Source organism: Micromonospora hortensis (genome assembly GCF_022230935.1).
Taxonomy (GTDB): domain Bacteria; phylum Actinomycetota; class Actinomycetes; order Mycobacteriales; family Micromonosporaceae; genus Micromonospora; species Micromonospora hortensis.
This window is the reverse complement of sequence record NZ_JAKKFE010000038.1, coordinates 1-22,687: the sequence shown is the minus strand read 5'-3', so window position 1 is coordinate 22,687 and position 22,687 is coordinate 1. Positions and strand designations below refer to the sequence as shown.

Annotated in this window: 21 protein-coding genes; 6 read left to right on the top strand and 15 right to left on the bottom strand. The window is 71.0% G+C overall.

Features of this window, described 5'->3' with window-relative positions:
* Nucleotides 1-18 precede the first annotated feature (18 nt).
* Nucleotides 19-3,438 carry a S8 family serine peptidase gene (locus tag NIE111_RS24720; protein WP_274531629.1) on the bottom strand — a complete coding sequence of 1,140 codons (3,420 nt, stop codon included), beginning with the start codon at nucleotides 3,436-3,438 and terminating at the stop codon, nucleotides 19-21.
* 76 nt (nucleotides 3,439-3,514) lie between these two features.
* Here NIE111_RS24720 and NIE111_RS24715 point away from each other — a divergent pair, with 76 nt between their 5' ends.
* Nucleotides 3,515-4,072, top strand: a complete 558-nt coding sequence (locus NIE111_RS24715) for a sugar O-acetyltransferase (protein WP_238686733.1) — start codon at nucleotides 3,515-3,517, stop codon at nucleotides 4,070-4,072.
* Here NIE111_RS24715 and NIE111_RS24710 read toward each other — a convergent pair.
* The 5 genes from NIE111_RS24710 to fdxA are packed head-to-tail and all read right to left on the bottom strand — an operon-like array spanning nucleotide 4,069 to nucleotide 7,845.
* Nucleotides 4,069-4,716, bottom strand: coding sequence for a nucleoside/nucleotide kinase family protein (locus NIE111_RS24710; protein ID WP_238686732.1), 648 nt, complete (start codon nucleotides 4,714-4,716; stop codon nucleotides 4,069-4,071). The two genes, NIE111_RS24715 and NIE111_RS24710, sit on opposite strands and share 4 nt — an antisense overlap.
* Nucleotides 4,716-5,366, bottom strand: a complete 651-nt coding sequence (locus NIE111_RS24705; protein WP_238686731.1) for an SIMPL domain-containing protein — start codon at nucleotides 5,364-5,366, stop codon at nucleotides 4,716-4,718. Before NIE111_RS24705 ends, NIE111_RS24710 begins: the two co-directional genes overlap by 1 nt.
* Before the next feature lie 10 nt (nucleotides 5,367-5,376).
* The gene (locus tag NIE111_RS24700; RefSeq protein ID WP_238686730.1) at nucleotides 5,377-6,396 is read right to left on the bottom strand and encodes a prephenate dehydrogenase; all 1,020 of its coding nucleotides are present in this window, start codon (nucleotides 6,394-6,396) and stop codon (nucleotides 5,377-5,379) included.
* A gap of 22 nt (nucleotides 6,397-6,418) precedes the next feature.
* Complete coding sequence (gene dapC / locus NIE111_RS24695; protein ID WP_274531635.1) at nucleotides 6,419-7,522, bottom strand: succinyldiaminopimelate transaminase; 1,104 nt, start codon at nucleotides 7,520-7,522, stop codon at nucleotides 6,419-6,421.
* Entirely contained in the window at nucleotides 7,519-7,845 is a 327-nt protein-coding gene (gene fdxA, locus NIE111_RS24690; protein WP_030490464.1) for a ferredoxin, read from the bottom strand. The genes dapC and fdxA overlap by 4 nt, the downstream gene beginning before the upstream one ends.
* Before the next feature lie 79 nt (nucleotides 7,846-7,924).
* Between fdxA and NIE111_RS24685 the strand changes: the two genes are divergently transcribed.
* The gene (locus NIE111_RS24685) at nucleotides 7,925-8,896 is read left to right on the top strand and encodes a GNAT family N-acetyltransferase (protein ID WP_238686729.1); all 972 of its coding nucleotides are present in this window, start codon (nucleotides 7,925-7,927) and stop codon (nucleotides 8,894-8,896) included.
* A gap of 43 nt (nucleotides 8,897-8,939) precedes the next feature.
* Here the strand turns inward: NIE111_RS24685 and NIE111_RS24680 are convergent, their stop codons facing one another.
* From NIE111_RS24680 to mshB, 3 genes are all read right to left on the bottom strand, one after another.
* Nucleotides 8,940-9,404: a hypothetical protein gene (locus NIE111_RS24680; protein WP_238686728.1), complete on the bottom strand. Its 465-nt coding sequence runs from the start codon at nucleotides 9,402-9,404 to the stop codon at nucleotides 8,940-8,942.
* 115 nt (nucleotides 9,405-9,519) lie between these two features.
* Nucleotides 9,520-9,957 carry a hypothetical protein gene (locus NIE111_RS24675; RefSeq protein WP_238686727.1) on the bottom strand — a complete coding sequence of 146 codons (438 nt, stop codon included), beginning with the start codon at nucleotides 9,955-9,957 and terminating at the stop codon, nucleotides 9,520-9,522.
* Nucleotides 9,958-9,974: 17 nt separating this feature from the next.
* Nucleotides 9,975-10,901 carry an N-acetyl-1-D-myo-inositol-2-amino-2-deoxy-alpha-D-glucopyranoside deacetylase gene (gene mshB / locus NIE111_RS24670; RefSeq protein WP_238686726.1) on the bottom strand — a complete coding sequence of 309 codons (927 nt, stop codon included), beginning with the start codon at nucleotides 10,899-10,901 and terminating at the stop codon, nucleotides 9,975-9,977.
* An 87-nt stretch (nucleotides 10,902-10,988) separates the two neighbouring features.
* On the opposite strand from mshB, the gene NIE111_RS24665 reads away from it, so the two are divergent.
* The 4 genes from NIE111_RS24665 to NIE111_RS24655 all read left to right on the top strand — a co-directional run bounded on the left by NIE111_RS24665 (nucleotide 10,989) and on the right by NIE111_RS24655 (nucleotide 15,504).
* A complete protein-coding gene (locus NIE111_RS24665) occupies nucleotides 10,989-13,133 on the top strand; it encodes a S9 family peptidase (protein ID WP_238686725.1) in 2,145 nt (714 codons plus the stop codon).
* Nucleotides 13,134-13,261: 128 nt separating this feature from the next.
* Nucleotides 13,262-14,182, top strand: coding sequence for an alpha/beta fold hydrolase (locus tag NIE111_RS24660; RefSeq protein WP_238686724.1), 921 nt, complete (start codon nucleotides 13,262-13,264; stop codon nucleotides 14,180-14,182).
* 133 nt (nucleotides 14,183-14,315) lie between these two features.
* A complete protein-coding gene (locus NIE111_RS32155) occupies nucleotides 14,316-14,444 on the top strand; it encodes a hypothetical protein (RefSeq protein ID WP_266304468.1) in 129 nt (42 codons plus the stop codon).
* Between the two features lie 67 nt (nucleotides 14,445-14,511).
* Nucleotides 14,512-15,504 carry a MerR family transcriptional regulator gene (locus tag NIE111_RS24655; RefSeq protein ID WP_238686723.1) on the top strand — a complete coding sequence of 331 codons (993 nt, stop codon included), beginning with the start codon at nucleotides 14,512-14,514 and terminating at the stop codon, nucleotides 15,502-15,504.
* Nucleotides 15,505-15,746: 242 nt separating this feature from the next.
* On the opposite strand, the gene pip is transcribed toward NIE111_RS24655, so the two are convergent.
* From pip to NIE111_RS24625, 6 genes are all read right to left on the bottom strand, one after another.
* Entirely contained in the window at nucleotides 15,747-16,703 is a 957-nt protein-coding gene (gene pip, locus NIE111_RS24650) for a prolyl aminopeptidase (RefSeq protein WP_238686722.1), read from the bottom strand.
* A gap of 62 nt (nucleotides 16,704-16,765) precedes the next feature.
* Complete coding sequence (locus tag NIE111_RS24645; protein ID WP_238686721.1) at nucleotides 16,766-18,508, bottom strand: ABC transporter substrate-binding protein; 1,743 nt, start codon at nucleotides 18,506-18,508, stop codon at nucleotides 16,766-16,768.
* 156 nt (nucleotides 18,509-18,664) lie between these two features.
* On the bottom strand, nucleotides 18,665-19,651 hold the full coding sequence (locus NIE111_RS24640; RefSeq protein ID WP_238686720.1) for an ABC transporter permease: 987 nt from the start codon (nucleotides 19,649-19,651) through the stop codon (nucleotides 18,665-18,667).
* Nucleotides 19,652-19,662: 11 nt separating this feature from the next.
* Nucleotides 19,663-20,670 carry an ABC transporter permease gene (locus NIE111_RS24635; RefSeq protein WP_238686719.1) on the bottom strand — a complete coding sequence of 336 codons (1,008 nt, stop codon included), beginning with the start codon at nucleotides 20,668-20,670 and terminating at the stop codon, nucleotides 19,663-19,665.
* On the bottom strand, nucleotides 20,667-21,728 hold the full coding sequence (locus NIE111_RS24630; RefSeq protein ID WP_238686718.1) for an ABC transporter ATP-binding protein: 1,062 nt from the start codon (nucleotides 21,726-21,728) through the stop codon (nucleotides 20,667-20,669). The genes NIE111_RS24635 and NIE111_RS24630 overlap by 4 nt, the downstream gene beginning before the upstream one ends.
* A 55-nt stretch (nucleotides 21,729-21,783) precedes the next feature.
* Nucleotides 21,784-22,687: ABC transporter ATP-binding protein (locus tag NIE111_RS24625; protein WP_238686717.1), on the bottom strand; the 904-nt coding region annotated here is incomplete at its 5' end.

The following is a 22,687-nucleotide window of genomic DNA, read 5'->3' as shown; positions in this document are numbered from 1 at the left end:
ACCCGGACGGGGTACGCCTCAGCGCAACCGGTACGCCTGGATGATCCGTTGGGTCACCGTGTTGCCGGCGGTGTCCCGTGCGGTGGCCCGCAGCGACACGTGGCCGGCACCGGCCGGATGCCGCAACACTGCCGACCAGCCGTCGGCCGAGGTGCGGACCAGCTTCGCCTTGCCCCAGGTCTTTCCGCCGTCGTACGAGACGTCGACGGTGAGCTTCTCCACCCGGGTGGCCGGCGAGCCGGGCTGCCGCTGCACCCGTACCGGTACGACGAAGCCCTGACCGGCCGGTGCGCTGTTGTCGACCCGCAGTGGCGGCGCGAAGCGCACCGCCGACAGCGGCAGTCGGGCCGGCGTCTCACCGGCGACGTGCCTCGACCGGAAGGTCCAGCTGGACTCCACCTCGGTGCTCAGGTCGGTGAAGCTCCGCTTCGACGACGTGACGAGCCGGTAGTCCGCCGCACCCGGTGGCACCGTGAACTCCCCGTAGCCGGCGTACTCGCTCTCGCCGACCAGCTTGCCGTTGCGCCAGAGCTTGGTGTGCTCACTGTCGCTCAGCGAGAAGCCCGGGTGCCCGGCCGCGTCACTGAAGATCGGCACGTCGACCAGGATGGTGTCGCCGACCCGGGTGACGCTCTGCTGCGGCCAGCGCGGGTTCGGGAAGGACGGTCCGTAGGGCGCCTGGTTCCAGATCTCCTGGACCGTCCGCCCGGCCCGGTACGCGGTGGAGGTGGAGACGAGCGCTGCCTTCGGGATCAACCACCCTTCCTCGTCCACAGTTCCGAAGAGGATTTCGGATTCCCACTTCACGCCCTTGGTGTTGTAGTACTCGACCCGCTGGCCGGGCACGACGGTGGGCAGGATCACGGCCGAGTAGCCGACGTTGTACTCCAACTCGGGGAGCACGATCCGCTCGGCCTCCATGCCCGGGTAGCCACCGCGGAACTGGTGCACGACGGTGGCCAGGTCCCGTCGGGCGTAGTCACGCACGAACCCGGTGGGCATTCGGCCCGGGATCGCCTCGGCCAGCGCGTACAGGTACGGACTGTTGGCCGAGTCCGGCGTGGTCCAGTTGCTGCTGACGGTGGCGACGAACTTGTCGGCGGAGACCGGCTTGCCGAGCTGACCGCTGGTCAGGCCGGTGAACGTCTCCGCCCAGAGCCCGACGCCGTACCCGCTGCCGTCGTCGGCGGTGAAGTTGGCGCTGAGGTCGATCAGTTGCGGGACGGCGGTCCGGTCCGGCACTGTCGTCCGTACCGGCTTGGCCCGGCGAGCGTCCACGACGATCCGGGTGTCCTGATCGACAGTCAGTTCGGGCTGTGCCAGCAGGGACATCCCGCGCTGCTCATCCTCCGGGCCGGGCTCGAAGACGAGGCCGGTCAGGCCGTAGTGCCCCTTGGGCACCCGCACTGTGGCCACTCCGTCGGAACTGACGAGGTCCCAGAAGCTGTAGGTGTCCAGCCCGACCAGGGACGTCCAGTGGTCCGCCGTGCGAGCGCCGGCCCGGTTCAGGTGCTCCACTGTGAGCGTGTAGCTCTCGACCTCCCGGTGCACCGCCAGTGGAGTGACAGCGACCGCCGCACCGGAGCGGGCCACGATCCGACCGGTCCAGTAACCGTCGGCGCCGCCGAGCCGGGTGTCAGTGGTGACGGTAGTGGCGGCCGTGCCGCCCGCCGGCACTGTGAGTTGGCTGGCACCCAGAACGAACAGGCCGGCCGGTAGCGCCCGACCGCCGGGGCCCGCGCCCTCGATGCTCAGGTCCACTGTGACCGCTGCCGGGCCGTCGTTGCGCCAGGTCACCGTACGGGTGATCGGGGCGTCGTCGGCGTGCGGCCAGAGCGTACGCCCGAACGAGACGCTCACCGGGTCGGTGGTGATCTGCTGGGTGATCGCGTGTGCGACGTCGACCCGCCCGGCACCCTGCTGGTAGGCGGTCTGGTCCGGGTGCGGCTTGGCGGCGGCCATCAGGGTGGCCTTGAGCCGGTCGGCCCGCCATCCCGGGTGCTGCTGGGCCAGCAGCGCGGCCGACCCGGCCACGTGCGGGGTCGCCATCGAGGTGCCGGAGAGCGTGACGTAGCGGTCCCCCACCGGATCGCCGATGACGCCGGTGGCGGACCGCGCGGCGACGATGTCGACGCCGGGCGCGGTGATTTCCGGCTTCAGCGCGTCGTCGCCGACTCGCGGTCCCCGGCTGGAGAATTCGGCCAGCTCGTCGTCGCGGTCCACAGCGCCCACGGCGAGCGCGGCGTCAGCGGAGGCCGGGGAGCCGACCGAACCGTCCGAGCCGTCGTTGCCGGCGGCGATGACGAACAGGGTGCCGGTCTGGGCGGTGAGGGTCTGCACGGCCTCCTCGACCGGGTCGACCTCCGGGGTGTCCCAGCCGCCGAGGCTCAGGTTGACCACTGCGGCCTTCTTCTCCACGGCGGCCCACTGCATCCCGGCGAGGATCGCCGAATCGGTGCAGCCCGCGTCCTCACAGACCTTGCCGTCCAGCAGCGTCGCGTCCGGCGCCACACCCCGGTACTTGCCACCGGAGGCGGCGCCGCTGCCCGCGATGGTCGAGGCCACGTGGGTGCCGTGGCCGACAGTGTCCCGAGCGTCGGCGACCTCGGTGAAGTTGCGCGCCTCGGCCACCTTGCCGGCCAGGTCCGGGTGGGTGGCGTCGACGCCGGTGTCCAGCACCGCGACGGACACCCCCGTACCGGTGAACCCGGCCGCCCAGGCGGCGGGCGCGCCGATCTGCGGCACGCTGTGGTCGAGGGTCACCCGTCGATGACCGTCCAGCCAGATCCGCTCGACGCCCCCCGCCGCGTCGAGCCGGGCCCCAGCGGGACCGGTGGCGACCGTCTCCCACACCGCGCCGAGGGAGGACTTCTCGCTGTTCAGGGCGGCACCGCGAATCAACGGCAGGTCGCGGGTCAGCCGCGTGCCGGGCAGAGCGGCCGAGGCACGCTTGGCGGTACCCGTCGAGCCGTACTCCACCAGCAGCGGCAGGGTGTTGCGGTTGGCGTCGTCGTAACCTGCCTCGACCAGCCCGGTGACGTCGAAAAGTCGCCGGTCCACCCGACCGGAGCGCAGCAACGGCACCGCGTCCGTCGGCGTCACGGTGAGGCGGCCGCGCTCGCGCTGGACCAGGAACTGCACGTCCTCGCGGCCGGCGCCGGGCCGGACCGAGGCACCGGACGCGGTGACGGTGACCCGGTCACCGGTGATCAGCGTGACAGTGGTCGAGCGGTTGGTCGGGTGTCCACCCGGAGTGGACTGTTGGTCGGCGTCGCCCGGTGGGGCGGGCACGGCGGCCGTGGCTGAGGCGGGAGCCGGCGCGGAGAGCGCCAGCGCGAACACGAGGCCGAGAGCGGCCAATTTTCTTCCCTGGTGCAACGGATCCTCCTCGTCAAGCGTCTTGATGGATGGAGTCACATTGACAACCCAGAATTGCATACCGGGTATGTAAAATGAAGGCCAAAAAATGACGGACCCGCCACGAGCCGACGAACCGGGCCGGCATGATCGGGCGGTGACCTCCATGAAGGACAAGATGCTCGCCGGTGAGCCATACATCGCCGACGATCCCGAGATCATCGCCGACCTGGACCGGGCCGCCCGGCTGATGGAGCGCTTCAACACCAGTCCCGCGGCCGATCCGCAGGCCCGGATCGCGGCCCTGCGTGATCTCCTCGGCGAACTGGGCGAGGACACCTGGATCCGCCCACCGTTCTACTGCGACTACGGCTGGCAGATCCGGATCGGCCCGCGCAGCTTCGTCAACTACAACGCTGTCTTCCTCGACGTCGCTCGGATCACCCTCGGCGCGGACGTCCAGGTCGGCCCTAACGTGCAGCTACTCACCCCGACGCATCCGGTCGAGCCCGGCCCGCGACGGAACAAGTGGGAGGCGGCCAAGCCGATCACCATTGGCGACAACGTGTGGCTCGGCGGTGGCGCGATCGTGCTGGCCGGCGTGACGATCGGCGCGGACACCGTCGTCGGCGCGGGCGCTGTCGTCACCCGGGACCTGCCCGCCAACGTGGTGGCCGTCGGCAACCCGGCCCGGCCGGTCCGCGAACTCGGCTAGACCGTCGGCGGATCCGACAGGCGGACCACCAGGTCGGCCCGGTCGGCGGTGGGGGTGATCACGGCGGCGTTCGACTCGTCGCTGCCCAGCGCCCACGCCCGCGCCTGCTCCGGAGACCGACCGAACGCCTCGTGCCGGGCGGTCAGCCGGCGGTGCCGCACCTCGGCGTCCAGGTCGAGAAACCACGCCTCGTGCAGCAGCGGTCGGATCTCCTGCCAGGGGAAGTCCGGCAACAGCAGATAGTTGCCCTCGGTCACCACCAGCCGGACCGACGGCGCCACCTCGATCGCGCCGGCCACCGGCTCCTCGAGCTCCCGGCGGAACTCCGGCGCGAAGACCGACGTCGGCTCCAACCGGCGCAACCGGCGCAGCAGCGAGACGTACCCGTTGGCGTCGAAGGTGTCCACGGCGCCCTTGCGATCGGCGCGACCCAGGCGAACCAGTTGCGACTGCGCCAGGTGGAAGCCGTCCATCGGCACCAGGCAGGCGGCCGACCCGACCTCGGCGACGATCCGCTCCGCCAGTGTGGACTTCCCGGCACCCGGCGCGCCGGCGATGCCGAGCAGTTGTCGCGGGCCGGCCTCGGCGAGCACCAACGCCCGCGCCACCAACTCGTCGGCGGACAGCACCCGGGCCGGCGGCATCAGCCCAGAACCGGGTCGCTGATCGTGAACCGCGCCTGCACCGCCGCCTGCACAGTCTGCGGCTGCGGGTCCAACTCGAGCTCCGGCGGACCACCGCCCGCGCCACCGCCACCGGCGAAGGCCGCACGAGCGAACATCGGCCGGTCGGCGGGGCCCGCGTCGGCCAGCTCGATCAACGAGGTGACCCGGGCGCCCAGCGCCTCCGCGTACTCCCGGGCCCGCAGCAGCGCGTCGCTGATCGCGGCGTGCCGGGCCGCGCGATGGGCCGGGCTGTCCGGACGAAGCTCCCACCACGGGCCGGCGACCTCGACCTGGTCCTGGTCGGCGAGCCGGAGCATCAGCTCACCCAGCGCGGTGAAATCGGTGACAGTGACTGTGGTGGTGACACTGCCGTGCCAGGCGACCACCCGCTCACCCGAGCGCCGGGTCTCCGGCCGCACCCGCAGGTCGCCGGTCTCCCGCCGCGCCACCGTCGGCCCGGAACCGTCCAGCAGCACCCGGATCGCCGCGGCCCGCTCGGCCAACCGGGTCAGCGTCGCCTCCCGGTCCCGGTCGCGGGCTGTCGCGGTGACCGCGAACCGGGCCAGCTCGGGAGGCACCTCCCGGTACGCCTCGCCGCGCACCTGCACCACCGGACCGTCCACCGCCATGCCCCTCAGCCTAGTCAGCGACGGGGCGCCGCGCCGCGTAGGAGACGGTGTCCGCGTCGACGTGCAGGCCGGTCAGGTAGCCGCCGGCCACCCCCAGTTCGCGCAACCAGGACACCTCCCCGGCGTGGTCACCGCCGGCCGGGAACTGCCTGTCGTACGCGTCGAACCGCCGGTCGCGCAGCGCCACCCGGGAGGCCCGCGCCTCGTCGTAGCGTGCGGTGAGCGCCTGGGCGTCGTCGGCGCGCAGCGCGGCGGCCAGATCGTCCAGGAACGCGGTGACCTCGGCCAGCTCACGCAGCACCCGGTCCCGGTTGCCGAGCAGCATGTTGGCGGTCCGATCGGCAGGGGTTCCGGCGACCCGGGTGCCGTCGGAGAAACTACCGGCGGCGAGCGCGAGGATCGCGTCGCGCAGCGGTGCGCGTTGCACGGCGCCGGCCAGCGCGCCGGCGAGCAGGTGCGGCACGTGTGAGGCGAGCGCGGCGGCCGAGTCGTGCTCCGTGGCGGACATCGGCACCACCCGGGCCTCGAAGACCTCCACCAGCAGCTCGGCCAGCCAACGGAACGCGGTGGTGGCTGGCCCGGGTGCCGGACAGAGCACCCAGGCCGCGCCGGTGAGCAGGTCCGGTCGCGCGGCCGTCAAGCCCGCCCGGTCGGTGCCCGCCATCGGGTGTCCGGGCACGAACCGGTGCGTCAGCCCCTGCGCGGCGGCGAACGTCGCCACCTGCTCCTTGGTGCTACCGACGTCGGTCAGCACACAACGCTCATCGGTCATCGCCGCCACCTCGACCAGTGTCGCCGGCAGGGTGGGCAACGGCCCGCACAGGAAGACCACGTCGCGGTCGGTCACCGCTTCGACCAGGCGGTCGGGCGCGGGTACGCCCACCCGGCGGGTCTCCCGCCGGGTGGCCTCGTCCGGGTCCCACCCGACCACGTCGATGCCGGCGGCGACCATCCGGAGCAGCACCGAGCCACCGATCAGGCCGGTGCCGACTACCGCCGCCCGCACCCGCGCACCTGGCCTGTCCACCATGCTCGACCGCCCGGAGCCGCGATCAGGCGAGACGCGCCGCGACGCCGGCGATGTGCTCGTCGGACTCGGTCAGCGCGACCCGGACATGTTGCCCGGCCGTCGGGCCGTAGAAGACGCCGGCCGCGACCAGGATGCCGCGTCGGGCCAGCCAGTCGACCGTCTGCCAGCAGTCCTCGCCCCTGGTCAGCCAGAGGTACAGGCCCGCCTCGGAGTGCTCGACGGTGAACCCGGCACCGGTGAACGCCGCGGCGAGCACCTCCCGCCGGGCGCGGTAACGCTCCCGCTGCTCCTCGGCGTGTCGCTCGTCCTCCAGCGCGGCCACCATCGCCGCCTGCACCGGCGCGGGCACGATCATGCCGGCGTGCTTGCGGACCTTGAGCAGCTCGGCGACGAGCGCCGGGTCGCCGGCGACGAAGCCGGCCCGGTAGCCGGCGAGGTTGGACCGCTTGGAGAGCGAGTGCACGGCCAGCACCCCGGCATAGCTGCCCCCGCTCACCTGCGGAGACAACACCGAGACCGGGTCGGCCGACCAGCCCAGCGGCAGGTAGCACTCGTCGCTCGCGACCACAGCGCCACGTTCACGGGCCCAGTCGACAACCTTGCGCAGGTGCGCCGCGGGCAACACCCGGCCGGTCGGGTTACCGGGCGAGTTGACCCAGACCAACCGGACCCGCGGGGTCGGCCCGAGCGAGGTGAGCGAGTCGGTACGAACGACTGTGGCACCGGCCAGCCGGGCGCCGTCCTCGTAGGTGGGGTACGCGATCGACGGCACCACCACCACGTCACCCGGGCCGATGCCGAGCAGCGTGGGCAGCCAGGCCACCAGCTCCTTCGAGCCGATGGTCGGCAGCACACCGAGACCGTCGACGCCAGCGCCACAGGCTCGGGACACCCACGCCGCGATCGCGGCCCGCAGCGTCGGGGTGCCGGCGGTCAGCGGGTAACCGGGAGCATCGGACGCGTCAGCCAACGCCCGCCGGATCACCTCGGGCACCGGGTCGACCGGGGTACCCATGGAGAGGTTGATCAGGCCCTCCGGATGCGCCGCGGCCAACGTGGCCGCGGCGTCCAGGGTGTCCCAGGTGAACTCGGGCAGCCGCGACGAGACCGGCGCGGGCCGGTTCAGTGGCCCTCGCCGCGCGGCGGCTGCGCGGCGACGAAGGTGGCGTCCTTCTCCACCTTGCCGACCTTCGAGGCGCCACCGGGCGAGCCCAGGTCCTCGAAGAACTCGTAGTTCGCGCCGGTGTAGTCCTTCCACTGCTCCGGGACGTCGTCCTCGTAGAAGATCGCCTCCACGGGGCAGACGGGCTCACAGGCACCACAGTCGACGCACTCGTCGGGGTGGATGTAGAGCATCCGATTGCCCTCGTAAATGCAGTCGACCGGGCACTCCTCGATGCATGCCTTGTCGAGCACATCTACGCACGGCTCGGCGATGATGTAGGTCACCGGTCTTCTCCTCCGCAAGACTCGCCGCGATCTCCCGCGACGCTAAGAGCCTAGTATCTCGCCGGGGAGGGGGTCGATCGTGCTCCGACAGCAGGATGTGGGACACCGGATCGTGGTCCGCCGGATTGTGGGGATTCGCGAAGGCCGCCCGCAATTTTCCGATGCCCTCGGCGAGCTGGTAGAGCTGAGCGAGACTCATCTCACGCTGGCCACCGCTCAGGGGCCGCTTCGGGTGCCGGTGGCGCAGGTCCACCGCGCCAAGCGCGTTCCGCCGACCCGTCGGCCGACCGCCGCGGCGGTCGTGGCGCTGGAGCGGGCCGCCGACGAGGCCTGGCCGGCACCGACCCGGGGCCGACTCGGTGACTGGCTGCTCCGTTCGGCCGAGGGCTGGACCGGGCGCGCCAACTCGGCGCTGCCGATCGGCGACCCCGACCGACCGCTGGCCGCCGCTGTCGACGCGGTGGAGCGCTGGTACGCCGAGCTGGGGCAACCCGCGCTGATCAACACCCCGCTGCCCCTCGCCGCACCGGTCGGCGCCGAGTTGGACGCCCGCGGCTGGGGCACCCGCCCGCCGACGCTGGTGCAGACCGCGCCGCTGCCCCTGCCGGAGCCGACGCCCTCCACCGGCCGGGCCGACGGGTGGACCAGTGCGGTCGTCGAGCTGGCCACCGCGCCCAGCGACGAGTGGCTGGCCATCGCCGCCGGCCGCAAGGGCGGCCTGCCGGACGCCGCCCGGCACGTCCTCACCGCCGTGGACCAGGTCCGCTTCGCCCACGTGTACGTCGACAACGCCCTGGTGGCCGTCGGCCGTGGCACGGTGACCGGCCAGGGGCGCTGGTTGGGCCTCAGCCTGATCGAGGTCCTACCGGCGGCCCGCCGCCAGGGGTTGGCCCGCCGCGTGATCCACGAACTGGCCAGTTGGGGCGCGTCGGGCGGCGCGACGCACGCGTTCCTCCAGGTCGAGCAGCGCAACACGGCGGCGGTCGCGCTCTACCAGCGGCTCGGCCTCGTCACCCACCACACCTACCTGACCCGGGTCGCCCCGAACTGACCCGCGACGCGGCCGGGCAGTGCTTGACCAGGCTGGGCGGTGATCAGCGGCGGACGACGCGCCGGGGCTTGGCGGCCTTGACCTCGGCGTACCGCTTGAGCTGCTGAGAGCGGTAGTCACGGCCGAGCGCGGTGAGCACCAGATAGCCGATCAGCAACCCGGCGCCGGTGGCGAGCAGGTAGAGCCAGATCTGGGCGAAGAACGTCGCCGCGCCGCCGTCGAACGGGTTGTGACCGACCAGCAGGGGCCCGACCAGCACGGTCAGCAGCATCGCCACCGGCACCACGAGGGCCATGTCGGCGGCCCAGCCTGCCAGCGGCCGGCGACGACCCCAGCGGAAGGCGACCACGGCGAGGATCAGCCCGATCACCACGAACATCGCCAGCGACACCCGGTCGGCGGCGGTGTCGTCACCCTCGAAGCCGAACCGGATGATCAGTCGGGCGACCACGTTGACCGCGAAGAGTGCCGCCGCGAGCACCCCGATGTCACGCCACCGCTTGTCCATCGCCGGACCCTCCTGCCGTACGCCCCGTCGCGGGGTTCGCATCCCTGGCAGGAATATCTACCACCCTTTCCTGGGAGACGTCACCACCCGGCAGCAACCCAGAACCAGCCCGACGTCAGCTGCCGAGCATGGGCGGCTGTGGGGCGAGGATCTGCCGGAAGCCCATCACCGCGAAGGTCATCGCGCCGGCCACGATCATGGCCAGCCCGACCCAGTTGTCGCCGGCCAGCAACAGGTCACCCTCGTTGGTCCGGATGGCGGCGACCGCCATCAGCGCGAACCACGGCACCGCCGGCAACGCCACCGCCCAGCGACGGCCGACCGCCTCGTACGCGAACCAGCTCAGCACGATGTTGGCGCCGATGGCGAGGAGCACCGACACGCCGATCAGTTGCCCGCCGACGCGGAGCGTGGCGAGCAGCAGCTCCAGTACGCCGGTCAGCACACCGGCGAGGACCACGACGATCCCACCGACCAGCCGGACGCCCAGGTCCAGCAGTCGCGGCGGCGGCCCCGCCGGCGGCGGGGCTTCCTGGTCCTCCACGACCGTCATCGGTGCGGCCGGCACTGTCACCGGAGACCCGCCGCCGCGACCGGGGACCGGTCCGGGGCGGTCTCCGCGGGCAGGCCGGCGAAGAGGTCGTCCTCCCAGCCGTACGGCCCGGTGCCCGGGCCCTTCTCACCGACCGCGAGGGTGAAGAACTCCACGCCCATGAACTCGCCACCGAAGTTGCCGGCGATCGAGTAGAGCCACGAGGTGGCCGGGATCTGGGTGGCGTGCGCCCGCATCGCGGCCTCCTTGGCGGTGTGCTGGTCGGTGCCGTCGATCCGGGCGGCGATCTGAGCGTCCGGGGTGCCGAAGGGCAGGTCGGCGATGTCCTCGATGCCGCCGAACGGGTTGTCGGACGACTCGGCGAAATGCGTCATTCCGGCTTCCAGGACGCTGAGCGGCATGGCCGTCCAGTAGACCTTGAGCGGGGCGCAGCCCTCGGCGGTGGCCAACTCGACGGCGCGCATGGCCACCCGGTGCGCCTGGATGTGGTCGGGGTGGCCGTAGAAGCCGTTCGGGTCGTACGTGACGAGCACTTGCGGGCGTACCTCTCGCAGGATCTCCACGAGGTGCCCGGCGGCCTCGTCGAGGTCGGCCTGCCAGAAGGCCCGGGGGTGCTCGTTCGTCGCGAGCCCCATCATCCCGGAGTCGCGGTAGCGGCCGGCGCCACCGAGGAAACGGTGGTCGCTGACGCCGAGCGCGGCGCACGCGGCGGCCAGCTCGGCCACGCGGTACCCGCCGAGCTGGTCGGCCTCGGCGGCGGCGAGCTGCGCCAGCGCGGGCACGTGGATCTCGCCCTCCTCGCCGAGCGTGCAGGTCACCAGCGTGACGTGCGCGCCGTCCGCGGCGTAGTGGGCCATCGTCGAGCCGGTGCCGATCGACTCGTCGTCGGGGTGCGCGTGGACCAGCAGCAGGCGGCGGTCGGGCAGCATCGTCACGACGGTCACTCTAACTGGCAGTTCTTCCCCGGCCGACGCTGACGCGTCCGCCCAGGTCGGCCACATCACCCCCGCTCCCGCTCTACGATTTGGGCTGTGGACTTTCCGGAGCTGGCCGCCCGCACCCGCCGGTTCAGCCACGGCGCGCCGCGCGCTGTCTCGGTGGCTGAGGACGGCTCCCGGGTGATCTTTCTGCGCTCCGCCGGCCCCGAGGACCCGGCGGACGCGCTCTGGCTGTTGGACGTGGCCACCGGCGAGGAGCGGCTGGTCGCCGACCCGGCCACCCTGCTCGGCGAGGGCGGGGATGTCCGCTCCCTCTCCGCCGGTGAACGCGCGCTCCGCGAGCGGCTGCGGCTCAGTGCCGCCGGCATCGGCTCGTACGCGCTGGACGCGGCCGGCCGGGTTGCGGTGTTCGCGCTTGCCGGGCGGTTGTTCCGGGCCGATCTGGTGCACGGCGACGTGGTGGAGGTGGCGGCCGTCGGCCCGGTGTTGGACCCTCGTCCGGACCCGACCGGGCAGCGGCTGGCATACGTGACGGACGCGGCCGAGGACGTGCGCCGGGGTGAGCTGCGGGTGATCGACCCCGACGGCACCGACACCCTGCTGGCCGGCGAGGACGCCGGCGTGAGCTGGGGGTTGGCCGAGCACATCGCGGCGGAGGAGTTCGGCCGGTTCCGGGGGTACTGGTGGGCGCCCGACGGCCGGTCGGTGCTCGCCGCCCGGGTCGACGAGTCCCGCCTGGAGCGGTGGCACCTGCACGACCCGGCCGAGCCGGCGAGCCCCCCGACCGCCGTCGCGTACCCCCGGGCCGGCGGCCCCAACGCGGAGGTCAGCCTGCACCTGCTGGACCTGGACGACGGCTGGGTCGACGTGCACTGGGACCGGGAGACCTACCCGTACCTGACCGGGGTCAGCTGGGGTGAGGGCAGTCCGTTGATCACCGTGCTGCGCCGGTCGCAGCAGCACGGGCTGGTGCTGGCGGTGGACCCGCGCACGGGTGAGACGCAGGTGCACGCCGAGCTGGCCGATCCACGCTGGGTCGAGCCGATCGCCGGCACCCCCGCCCACCTGCCGGACGGCCGGGTGCTGGTCGGCGGGGAGTTGGCCCACGACGGGTACGACGCCCGGTGTCTCTTCGCGGACGGCACCCTGCTCACCCCGCCGTCGCTGTACGTACGACGGGTGGTGGGTCGGCTTCCGGCCGCCACCGGCCCGGCCGACCTGCTGGTGGAGGCGAGCGACGGCGAGCCGAGCGAGCGGCACCTGTTCCGGGTCCGCACCACCATCGGCGGTGGGGTGGACGCGCGCCGACTCACCACCGATTCCGGCTGGTACACCGCCGCGGTGGGCGGGGACGTGCTGGCCGTCGGCGTCGCGTCGCTGGACCACGCCGGAGTGCGCTGGACGGTGCGCCGCGGCGATCAGGAGATCGCCGCGCTGCGCTCGTTCGCCGCCACCCCGCCGTACTCTCCGCTGCCACTGCTGGAACGGGTGACCGACCGGCGGCTGCCGGCGGCGGTGCTCTACCCCGACAACCACGTGACGGGTCGGCGGCTGCCGGTGCTGCTGGACATCTACGGCGGCCCGGGGCACCAGGAGGTCGTGGCGGCGCGGGCCGCGTGGCTGGAGCGGCAGTGGTGGGCCGACGCCGGGTTCGCTGTGGTCACCATCGACAACCGGGGTACGCCGGGCGTGGCGCCGTCGTTCGAGAAGGCGATCCACCGGCGGGTCGCCGACGTGATCCTGACCGACCAGATCGACGCGCTCACCGCGCTCGCCGGCAAGCACCCGGACCTGGACCTGGGGCGGGTCGGGGTGCGTGGTTGGTCGTTCGGCGGGTGGCTGGCCGGCTTGGCGGTGCTGCGCCACCCGGAGCTGTTCCGGTGCGGGATCGCGGGCGCCCCGGTGACCGACTGGGCGCTGTACGACACCGCGTACACCGAGCGTTATCTGGGGTTGCCGGAGGACGGCCAGGACATCTACGCGCACCACTCGCTCGTCGAGTTGGCCGCCGAGCCGGTCACCAGCCCGGACCAGGCCCGGCCGTTGCTGCTGGTGCACGGCATGGCGGACGACAACGTGGTGGCCGCACACACGCTCCGGCTCTCCGCTGCCCTGCTGAGCACCGGCCGGCCGCACGCCGTGCTGCCGCTGACCGGGGCCACCCACATGGCCGCGAACGGCACCGCCGAGCGGCTACTCCCCCTGGAGCTCGACTTCCTCCGTACCCACCTGCTGTAAGCGGCATTCGATAAGTGGGTTCGGCACACCGAGCCCCCTGCCGAATGCCATGCTGGCCGAAGCGGCACCCGGCGGCGTGGGTTACCCCGGCGATACACCGCTTTCCCTTGTGCCGAAAGGACTCCAGGATGGTTGGCATCGCGCAGAAACCCTCGGTCGCCGCCGTCCAGGAAGGCGAACTTCCGGTCACGCACTTCCGCACGGCGACAGTGAACGGGATCGACATCTTCTACCGCGAAGCCGGACCGGCCGACGGGCCCGCAGTCCTGCTCCTGCACGGATTCCCCACGTCGTCCGCGCAGTTCCGGCACCTGATCCCCCTGCTCGCGGACCGCTACCGGGTGATCGCGCCGGACTTCCCGGGTTTCGGCCACAGCGCCAGCCCGGACCGGTCGACGTTCGACTACACGTTCGCCAACTTCGCCGACCTGATGGACGGCCTGCTCAGCCAGCTCGGCGTGGATCAGTACGCGCTCTACTGCTTCGACTACGGGGCACCGACCGGTTTCCGGATGGCTCTCAAGGGGCCAGAGCGGATCAGCGCGCTCATCGTGCAGAACGGCAACGCGTACGAAGAGGGCCTGAGCCCGTTCTGGGATCCGATCAAGGCCTACTGGGCGGAGAAGACCGACGAGCACCGCCAGGCCATCGCGTTCATCCTCAAGCCCGAAACGGTGAAGTTGCAGTACACGCAGGGGGTGCAGGACCTCACCCGGCTCGACCCCGACATGTGGATCCACGACGACGCGCAGCTCGCCCGCCCCGGCAACGCGGACATTCAACTGGATCTGTTCTACGACTACGGCAGCAACGTCACGTTGTACCCGGAATTCCACGCCTTCTTCCGCGACCACCAGCCACCGACGCTGATCATCTGGGGCCAGAACGACTCCATCTTCCCGCCCGATGGTGCCCACCCCTATCGGCGCGACCTGCCGTCGGCCGAGTTTCATCTGCTCGACACCGGCCACTTCCTGCTGGAAGACAAGCTCGACGTGGCTGCGCCGATGATCCACGATTTCCTGGACCGCTCCATCGGCCGTTCCTGACCGCAAACACCGCTCGGCCAGTCCGCCCGCACCCCGCGCCCCGCACTCTCACACCCCGCGCCCCCAAGATCGCGCTCGATCCAGGATCTAGTGGTATCCCGGCGCAAGGTGGCCACTCGATCCAGGATCGAGCGTGACCTTGGCGCGATCCCGCCTCACGATGCCGTTCCGCCACACCCGAATACGGCCCGAGCGCAACAAGGCCGCCCACGAGCGGCTGGCCCGAGGCGGCGTGCGCGGCGGCGTGGTGATCGTCCCCTGATCCGCCGCCGCGAAAGCTCGATGAGGGGCTTGTATCTCAAGCCGCTCGAGATCGCATAGTGGGTGCCGTGGACAGAGACGAGCTGTACGCCATCGGAGATGTCGCCCGGCGGACCGGCCTGAGCGTCAGCGCCGTCCGGTACTACGCGGACGCCGGTGTCGTCACGCCGGCCGCCAGCACCCCGGCCGGCCACCGCCTGTACGACGTGTCGGCCATTGCCCGGCTGGAACTGGTCCGGACGTTACGGGAACTCGACGCCGGCCTGGACGAGATCCGGCGGGTGCTGGCCGGCGAGGCGACGCTGCGCGAGCTGGCCGCCACCCACCTGGCAGTGCTGGAACGGCAGGAGGCACGGCTGCGCAGCCGGCGCGCGGTGCTGTCGGCCATCCTGCGGCAGGACTCCACTGCCGAGCAGGTCACGCTGATGCACAGACTGGTCGGCCTGTCGGACGAGGAACGCGACCGGCTGATCGACGAGTTCTGGACCGAGGTGTCCGCCGGCTGGGAGCCGCCGGAGCGGATGGTCGAGTGGTGGCGGGCGGCCCGACCGGAGCTGCCCGACCATCCCACAGCAGCCCAGTTGGAGGCGTGGATCGAGCTGGCCGAGCTGGTCCGGGACACCGAGGTCCGGCAGGCCGTACGCCGTGAGCTGCACGAGGCGTGCACCACCGGGGCCGGGCCGCTGATGACCTCGTCGCCGATGCTGGACGCCCTGGAGGAGGGCGCGGCGATCGGTCAGCCGGTGATGGACGCGGCGCGCGAGCAGGTGCCGCCGGGCTCGCCCCGGGGCCGGGAGATCGCCGACCAGTGGATCGGGTGGCTGACCGGCATCTTCGCGACGCCGGACAGCCCCGGGATCCCGGACACGCCCGAGTTCCGGATCCAGGCGGCCGACCAGATGCGCAAGGGCGCGGAGTGGGACCGCACGCCGCCGGAGCAGGAGGGACCGTTCGACAGGTACATGGAGTTGGTAAGCACGGTGAACGACGCGCCGCCGGAACGGTTCCCGTACGAGTGGCTGGCCGACGCGCTGCGCGCGTCCGCCGTACCGGCGTCCTGATCGCCGATCCGCGACCCGGCACGTATGTCCGTGCCGCCGCCAGCGCCGAGGCTGGAACGCATGACAACGTGGTGGATCTCGACGGGGTGCGCGATGAGCCTCACCGGGAGCGCACCCTCCAGCGTGCGCCTCGGCTGGCACCCATGTCGATGTGCTGTTGAGCCGTATACCTCAGAGGTATGAATATGACTTTGAGGTATACCGCTCAACACCGAATCCGCCCGGACGGAGGTGACGGACGGTCACCGCCGGCCCTCGAGGAACTGGGTGGTGGCTTCGATGAGCAGACTGCGGGTGCCAGGTTCGGAGCCGCTGTGGCCCGCGTCCTCCACGATGTGGAACTTCGCCTCAGGCCAGACCCGATGCAGGTCCCAGGCTTGGCTCGGCGGCGTCTTGATGTCGTAACGGCCGTTCACGATGACCGTCGGGATGTGTCGAATGCGGTCGACGCCCGCCAGGAGACCTTCCGGCGGGAGGAAGCCGCCGTTGCTGATGTAGTGGTGTGTGATGCGGGCGAACGCCAGCAGGCTGGTGTCGTCGATGGCGGGCGGCGTCATCGGCAGCAGGGTGTTGGCCGAGAGCTCCCAGCCCATCCAGGCGCGAGCCGCCGGGCCGTGGACCGCGGGGTCGGGGTCGGAGATGCGGCGGCCATAGGCGCCGACTAGGTCGTCCTGTTCCGTCACGGGGATCGCAGCACGAAACGCCGCCCACTCGGCGGGGAACAGGTGCGCCGCGCCCGCCGGGGTGAAGGCCCATGCCTCGTCTGACCTGCGAACCAGCCACACGCCACGAAGCACGAGTTCGGTGACCCGTTTGGGATGGGCCTGCGCGTAGGCCAGGCCGAGGGTGCTGCCCCAACTGCCGCCGAAGACGAGCCAACGCTCGATCCCCAGGTGATCGCGTAGCCGCTCGATGTCCGCCACCAGGTGCGGGGTGGTGTTGTGTTCCAGTGACGTCTTCGGGTCGCCCGCGAAGGGCCGGCTGCGACCGCAGTTTCGCTGGTCGAACAGCACGATCCGGTAGCCGGACGGGTCGAAGTACCGCCGATTGTCCGGGAGCAGGCCACCGCCGGGGCCGCCGTGCAGGAACACAGCGGGTTTGCCGCCGGGGTTCCCGCACAGTTCCCAGTAGAGCTCATTACCGTGGCCGACGCTGAGCATCCCGGAGTCGTACGGCTCGATGGGCGGATACCAGTCCATGACAGAAGGGTCCCCTCCCGACGGCGCTGTCGGGAGGGGACCCTCCTGGTCTGCGGTGTGACTTACGGCTTGACGTGCGCGTTCACGAACGACGGGTAGCCGAAGACGCTGGAGATGAACACCCCGCCCGCCTTGGACCCGTGCACGTTGTAGGCCACGTCGACGAAGAGCGGCACCACCGGCGCGTGCTCCTTCATGATCCGCTCGTCGAGCTTGGCCCACTCCGGGCCCTGCTCGGCTGCGGGAAGCGCCGAGATGCGATCCATCTCGGTGTTGATCGCCGGGTCGTTGAAGTAGGCCTGGTTGCTGTTGCCCTCGGCCTTGATGGTGCGGCCGTCGTAGAGCACCGGCAGGATCGAGGCTCCGCTCGGCCAGTCAGCCGCCCAGTTGCCGATGTACAGGTCCCAGGGGTTGTTCTTCTTCTTGATCTCGTCGAGCTTCGCGTCGTCGGAGATGTTCCGCAGCGTGATCTTGAAGCCGGCCCGCTCCAGGTTGGCCTTGAGCTGGGCGCCCTGCTGCTGCTCGGTGGAGTTGTCGGCGACGCCGAGGACCAGCTCCGGAGTCTTTCCGCCGAGCAACTCCTTGGCCTTGTCGACGTTGCCGTTGGCGCCCGCCGGGTACGCGTCGTACGCCTTGTAGCCGATGGTGGCCGGCGGCATCAGCGTGGTCAGCGGCGCGGCGACGGTCTGCCCGCCCATCGCCTTGATGAAGCCCTCGCGGTCGATGGCGTAGTTGAGCGCCTGACGGACCTTCAGGTCGGTGACCCGCTGGTTGTTGATCACGAGCTGGTTGGCGCTCGGGGTCGGGGAGAGGATGCTGCGCGACTTGAGCGTGGCGTCCCCGGCCACCTTGGCGACCAGCGAGGCGGGCACTGTGTTGAAGGCGAGCGCGCTCTGGTCGGCGCCGTTGTCGGCGATCACCCGGTTGTTGGCGGCGTCCGCGGTCGGGCCGAAGCTCCAGACGAACTGGTCCGGGTACTGGTGCCGGACCGGGTCGGTGTTCGGGTCCCAGTTGGTGTTGCGGTCCAGGGTGATCTGCACGCCGACCTGGTTCTTGGCGACCTTGTACGGGCCGGACGAGAACGGCTGCTTGTCCAGGTCGACGCCGGTGTCCTTGTCGGCCGGCAGCGGCGCGGTGGTCGGCAGCGAGACCGCGAACGGCAGGTCACAGCGGGGCTTGGCGAACTCGAAGCGCAGCGTCTTGGCGTCCGGCGTGCTCAGACCGGGCGGCAGCGACGTCTTGTTCTTCTTGAAGTCCCACTTGGTGTCGAACTGTGGGGTGTCGGCCAGCCACTCCTGGATGTAGGTCGGGCCGCCGGACAGGTCCGGGTCGAAGGACCGGGCGATGCCGTACGCGATCTCCTTGGAGGTGATCGGTCGACCGTCCTCGAACTTCACCCCGTCCTTGACGGTGAATTCCCAGACCTTGCAGTCGTTGTTGACGTTCTTGCCCGGCGTCTCGGCCAGGTCGCCCACCAGCACCAGGCCACCCTTGCCGTCGTCCTTCCAGGTGGTCAGGTAGCGGGCGAAGAGCGGGTTGGCCATCAGACCGGCGAACGAGTACGTCCGCTGCGGGTCGAGGTGGGAGATCGGCGACTCCCGGATGATGGTGAAGGTGCCACCCTTCGCGGCGCCGCTCACCTCGGCCGCCGGCCCCTGCGAGTCCTTGGGGTCGGTAGCGATGACCCCGGTCTGCTGCCGTTCGGTGTCGACAGTGGTGCCCTCGCCCGTGTTCTTCGAGCACGCACCCAATGCCACAACCAGTGCGATCGCGCCGCCTGCGGCAACCGCCACGCGTGGTCTCATGAAGTACCCCCTCCACCCATGTGCCGTGCGATTTCGTCGGGGCGAGAACCGCCGACGTCCCGAGGATCGTAAGGAAGAAAACCTACGAGTTGTGTAACAGTTGTCGATAAATTTCGCCACAGCCCAGCGGCCGGTCACACGCTGGACCTTGACAGGTCAGCGCAGCCGCACCCGGGGGTCGATGGCCGCGTAGAGCAGGTCCACCAGCACGTTCGCCACCACCACGAAGACGGCGGCGATCAGCACTGTGGCCATGATTGTCGGCAGGTCGCCCGAGCGCACCGCGTCCACCGCCGTACGCCCCAACCCCTGGATGCCGAACGTCGTCTCGGTGATCACCGTCCCGCCCAGCGCCCCGCCCACGTCTAACCCGGCGATGGTCACCACCGGAGTGATCGCCGCGCGCAGCGCGTGTCGCCCGTAGACCTTGGGTTTGGCCAGGCCCTTGGCCCGCGCGGTCCGGACGAAGTCCTCCGACAACGTCTCCAACATCTGGGCCCGCGACAACCGGGCGTAGATGGCCGAGAAGAGGAAGGCCAGCGCCACCCAGGCGAGCACCAGCCCACTGGCCCACTTCGCCGGATTGTCGAAGAGGGACGTATAGCTCGGCACCGGCAGCAGCCGCAGGTTGTAGACGAACACCAGCAGCAGCACCGCACCCACGAAGTACAGCTGCAACGACGCGCCGGTCAGCGAGAAGCCGATCGCCAGCCGGTCCAGCCAGGTACCCCGACGCAGCGCGGACACCATGCCGAGCCCCACGCCGAGCAGCAACCAGAGGATGGCCGCCGGGATCACGATGCTCAGCGTCACCGGCAGCACCCGGGCGATGGTGTCCGAGACGGCCTCGTTGGTGACGTACGACCAGCCCAGGCAGGGCGCGTCGCACCGGCCACCCTGGGCGCTGCCCAGGTCCCGACCGGTCACGATGCCCTTCATGTAGCCGGCGTACTGGCTGATCAGCGGGTCGTTCAGGCCCAGGTCGTCGCGGACCCGCTCCAGCCGCTCCGGGTTGCAGTTCTTGGAGCAGATGCTGCTGACCGGGTCGCGCGGCAGGGCGAAGAACATCAGGAAGGTCAACACGCTCACCGCGAACAGGGTCAGCGTGGCGGAGAAGAGTCGCTTGAGCAGAAACCGCGCCATGATTTTGACCCCTACCGGGACGACTTCGGGTCGAGCGCGTCCCGCAACGCGTCGCCGAAGAGGTTGAAGGCGAACACCAGCGCGAAGATCGTGATGCCCGGGAAGAACACGTACGCCGGGTCGGTCTGGAGGAAGTCCAGACTGCGGTAGATCATTCGGCCGAAGCTGGGCGTCTCGTCGCTGAGGCCGACGCCGATGAACGACAGCGCCGCCTCGCTGGTGATGAATTGCGGCACCGCCAGGGAGAACGACACCAGGATCGGCGCCCAGATGTTCGGCAGCAGTTGCCGGAAGATGATGTGCCCCAGCCCGGCGCCACTGGCCTTGGCCGCCTCCACGAACTCCCGCTCGCGCAGAGCGATCACCTGCCCCCGGACCAGGCGGGCCGTGCTGGTCCAGCCGAAGATGGCGAAGACGGCGATCAGCACCCCCACCCCGAAGGCGGACGACACCTGCCCCCGCTCACCGTAGAAGCGCAGCGTGATGGTGGGTGTGAGCGCCAGCGCGATGATCAGGAATGGCATGGCCAGGGTCAGGTCGGTGATCCAGTTGATCACCGCGTCGAGCCAGCCGCCGAGGTAACCGGCGAGCGCGCCCAGCACGATCCCGATCGTCGCGGTGATCAGAGCCGCCGCGAACGCGATGAACAGCGAGGTCCGCAGCCCGTAGATCAGCCGGATGAAGATGTCCCGGCCCAGCCCCGGCTCCAGACCGAACCAGTGCTCGCCGCTGACCCCGCCGGCGTACCCCAGCGGCATGCCGAAGCCGTCCAGCATGTTCTGGAACTGCTCCCGCGGGCCGATCCCGTAGACCATCTCGATCAGCGGGGCAGCCAACCCCAACAGCATGAAGAACACCAGGAGTACGCCGCTGACCATCGCCGTCCGGTCACGGCGCAGCCGCAGCCAGGCGAGCTGACCGGGTGAGCGTCCGACGACGCCCTTGGTCGCGGCTCCGCCCTCGTCGCCACCGGACTCGATCTCGGCCAGCGCGACACCCTCCACCGGGGACAGGCTCACGACGACACCTCCTCGACCGCCGCAGTCGACTCCGCCGACCCCGGACTCGTGCTGGCCGCCTCCCCTTCGGGACTCGCGCTGGCCGCTTCCCCTTCGGGGAAGTGACACGCGGTGGCCTGCGAACCGCCGTCGCGCGGAATCAACGCGGGCTCCTCGGTAGCGCAGATGTCCTGCGCCTTCCAGCAGCGGGTACGGAACCGGCAGCCCGACGGCGGGTCCAGCGGGGTGGGCACGTCACCGGTCAGACGGATCCGCCCCGCCGGGCCGAGCTGGGTGACGTCCGGGATCGCCGAGAGCAACGCCCGGGTGTACGGGTGCTGCGGGCGCTCGTAGATGTCCGCCCGGTCGCCGATCTCCACGATCCGACCCAGGTACATGACAGCGACCCGCTGGCAGAAGTGCCGGACCACGGCCAGGTCGTGCGCGATGAACACGAAGGCCAGGCCAAGCTCCCGTTGCAGGTCGCGCAGCAGGTTGACGACCTGCGCCTGGATCGAGACGTCCAGCGCGCTCACCGGCTCGTCCGCGACGATCAGCTTCGGCCGCAGGGCCAACGCGCGGGCGATGCCGATGCGCTGACGCTGACCACCCGAGAACTCGTGCGGGTACCTGTTGTAGTGCTCCGGGTTCAGCCCGACCAGCTCCAGCAACTCCTGCACGCGGGCCTTGATCCCACCCTGCGGCTTGATCCCGTTGACCTGTAGCGGCATCGCCACGATCCGGCCCACAGTGTGCCGAGGGTTCAGCGAGGCGTACGGGTCCTGGAAGATGATCTGGAATTCCTGGCGCAGCGGGCGCAACTCCCGGCGGCCGGCGTGCGTGATGTCCCGCCCGTCGAACTCGATGCTGCCGCTCGTCGGCTCCAGCAGCCGCACCAGCATCCGACCGGTGGTGGTCTTGCCGCAGCCCGACTCCCCCACCAGGCCGAGCGTCTCGCCCGGGCGCACGTCGAAGTCGAGCCCGTCGACCGCTCGCACCAGGCCGGCGGCGCGCAGCCCCTGGCGTACCGGGAAGTGCTTGCTCAGGCCGCGTACCCGAAGCAGTGGTTCCTCGGTCATCTCCACGGTCCTCCGTTCGGGACTGCGGTACTCCGCTGCGCTGCGTTCCTCGCCCTCACACAGCCACCCCCACTCGTGCGACGTCCTCGGCGTAGAACGTGGCGCGTTCCTCGGCGCTCAGGTGACAGGCGACGAGGTGGCCGTTCGAATCGCCCTCCCCCGCCGGGCGCAGCTCGGGCACCTCGGTGCGGGAGCGGCTGCCGGCGCGGTCCGCGTACCGGCAGCGGGGGTGGAACGCGCAGCCCGACGGCAGGTTGATCAGGCTGGGCGGGTTGCCGGGAATGGGCACCAGGTCCGCGTCCGCGTCGCCGTGCAGCGACGGCACGCTGGAGAGCAACCCCCAGGTGTACGGATGCTGCGGCGCCCGGAGCACCTGCTCGACGCTGCCCCGCTCGACGGCCCGCCCGCCGTACATGACCAGCACGTCGTCGGCGACCTGGCCGACCACGCCAAGGTCGTGGGTGATCAGGATGATCGCCGAGTGGAACTCGGCCTGCAGGTCGGCGAGCAGGTCCAGGATCTGCGCCTGCACCGTGACGTCCAACGCGGTGGTCGGCTCGTCGGCGATCAGCAGCGCCGGGTCGTTGACCAGGGACATCGCGATCATCGCCCGCTGGCGCATGCCGCCGGAGAATTCGTGCGGGTACTGCTCGAAGCGGCGCGCCGGCTGCGGAATGCCGACCCGGTCCAGCATGTCGACCGCCCGCTGACGGGCCTCGCGCCGGTTGGCCTTCGGGTGGTGCACCCGGTACGCCTCGGCGATCTGCCGGCCCACCGTGTAGTACGGGTGCAGCGCCGACAGTGGATCCTGGAAGATCATCGCCATGTCCCGGCCACGCAGTCGGCGTACCTCATCGTCCGCGAGGCCGACCACCTGCCGGCCACCCACGGAGATCTCCCCGCTGACGGTGGTCCGTTTCGGGTCGTGCAGGCCGAGAATCGCCAGCGAGGTGACGCTC

Excerpts from the sequence above, each read along its gene's own strand:
- NIE111_RS24700 (WP_238686730.1), bottom strand. The coding sequence starts at position 6,396 with ATGGTGGACAGGCCAGGTGCGCGGGTGCGGGCGGCGGTAGTCGGCACC.
- NIE111_RS24640 (WP_238686720.1), bottom strand. The coding sequence starts at position 19,651 with ATGGCGCGGTTTCTGCTCAAGCGACTCTTCTCCGCCACGCTGACCCTG.
- NIE111_RS24680 (WP_238686728.1), bottom strand. The coding sequence starts at position 9,404 with ATGGACAAGCGGTGGCGTGACATCGGGGTGCTCGCGGCGGCACTCTTC.
- NIE111_RS24710 (WP_238686732.1), bottom strand. The coding sequence starts at position 4,716 with ATGCCGCCGGCCCGGGTGCTGTCCGCCGACGAGTTGGTGGCGCGGGCG.
- NIE111_RS24645 (WP_238686721.1), bottom strand. The coding sequence starts at position 18,508 with ATGAGACCACGCGTGGCGGTTGCCGCAGGCGGCGCGATCGCACTGGTT.
- NIE111_RS24675 (WP_238686727.1), bottom strand. The coding sequence starts at position 9,957 with ATGACGGTCGTGGAGGACCAGGAAGCCCCGCCGCCGGCGGGGCCGCCG.
- NIE111_RS24705 (WP_238686731.1), bottom strand. The coding sequence starts at position 5,366 with ATGGCGGTGGACGGTCCGGTGGTGCAGGTGCGCGGCGAGGCGTACCGG.
- NIE111_RS24720 (WP_274531629.1), bottom strand. The coding sequence starts at position 3,438 with ATGCAATTCTGGGTTGTCAATGTGACTCCATCCATCAAGACGCTTGAC.
- NIE111_RS24660 (WP_238686724.1), top strand. The coding sequence starts at position 13,262 with ATGGTTGGCATCGCGCAGAAACCCTCGGTCGCCGCCGTCCAGGAAGGC.
- NIE111_RS24630 (WP_238686718.1), bottom strand. The coding sequence starts at position 21,728 with ATGACCGAGGAACCACTGCTTCGGGTACGCGGCCTGAGCAAGCACTTC.
- pip (WP_238686722.1), bottom strand. The coding sequence starts at position 16,703 with ATGGACTGGTATCCGCCCATCGAGCCGTACGACTCCGGGATGCTCAGC.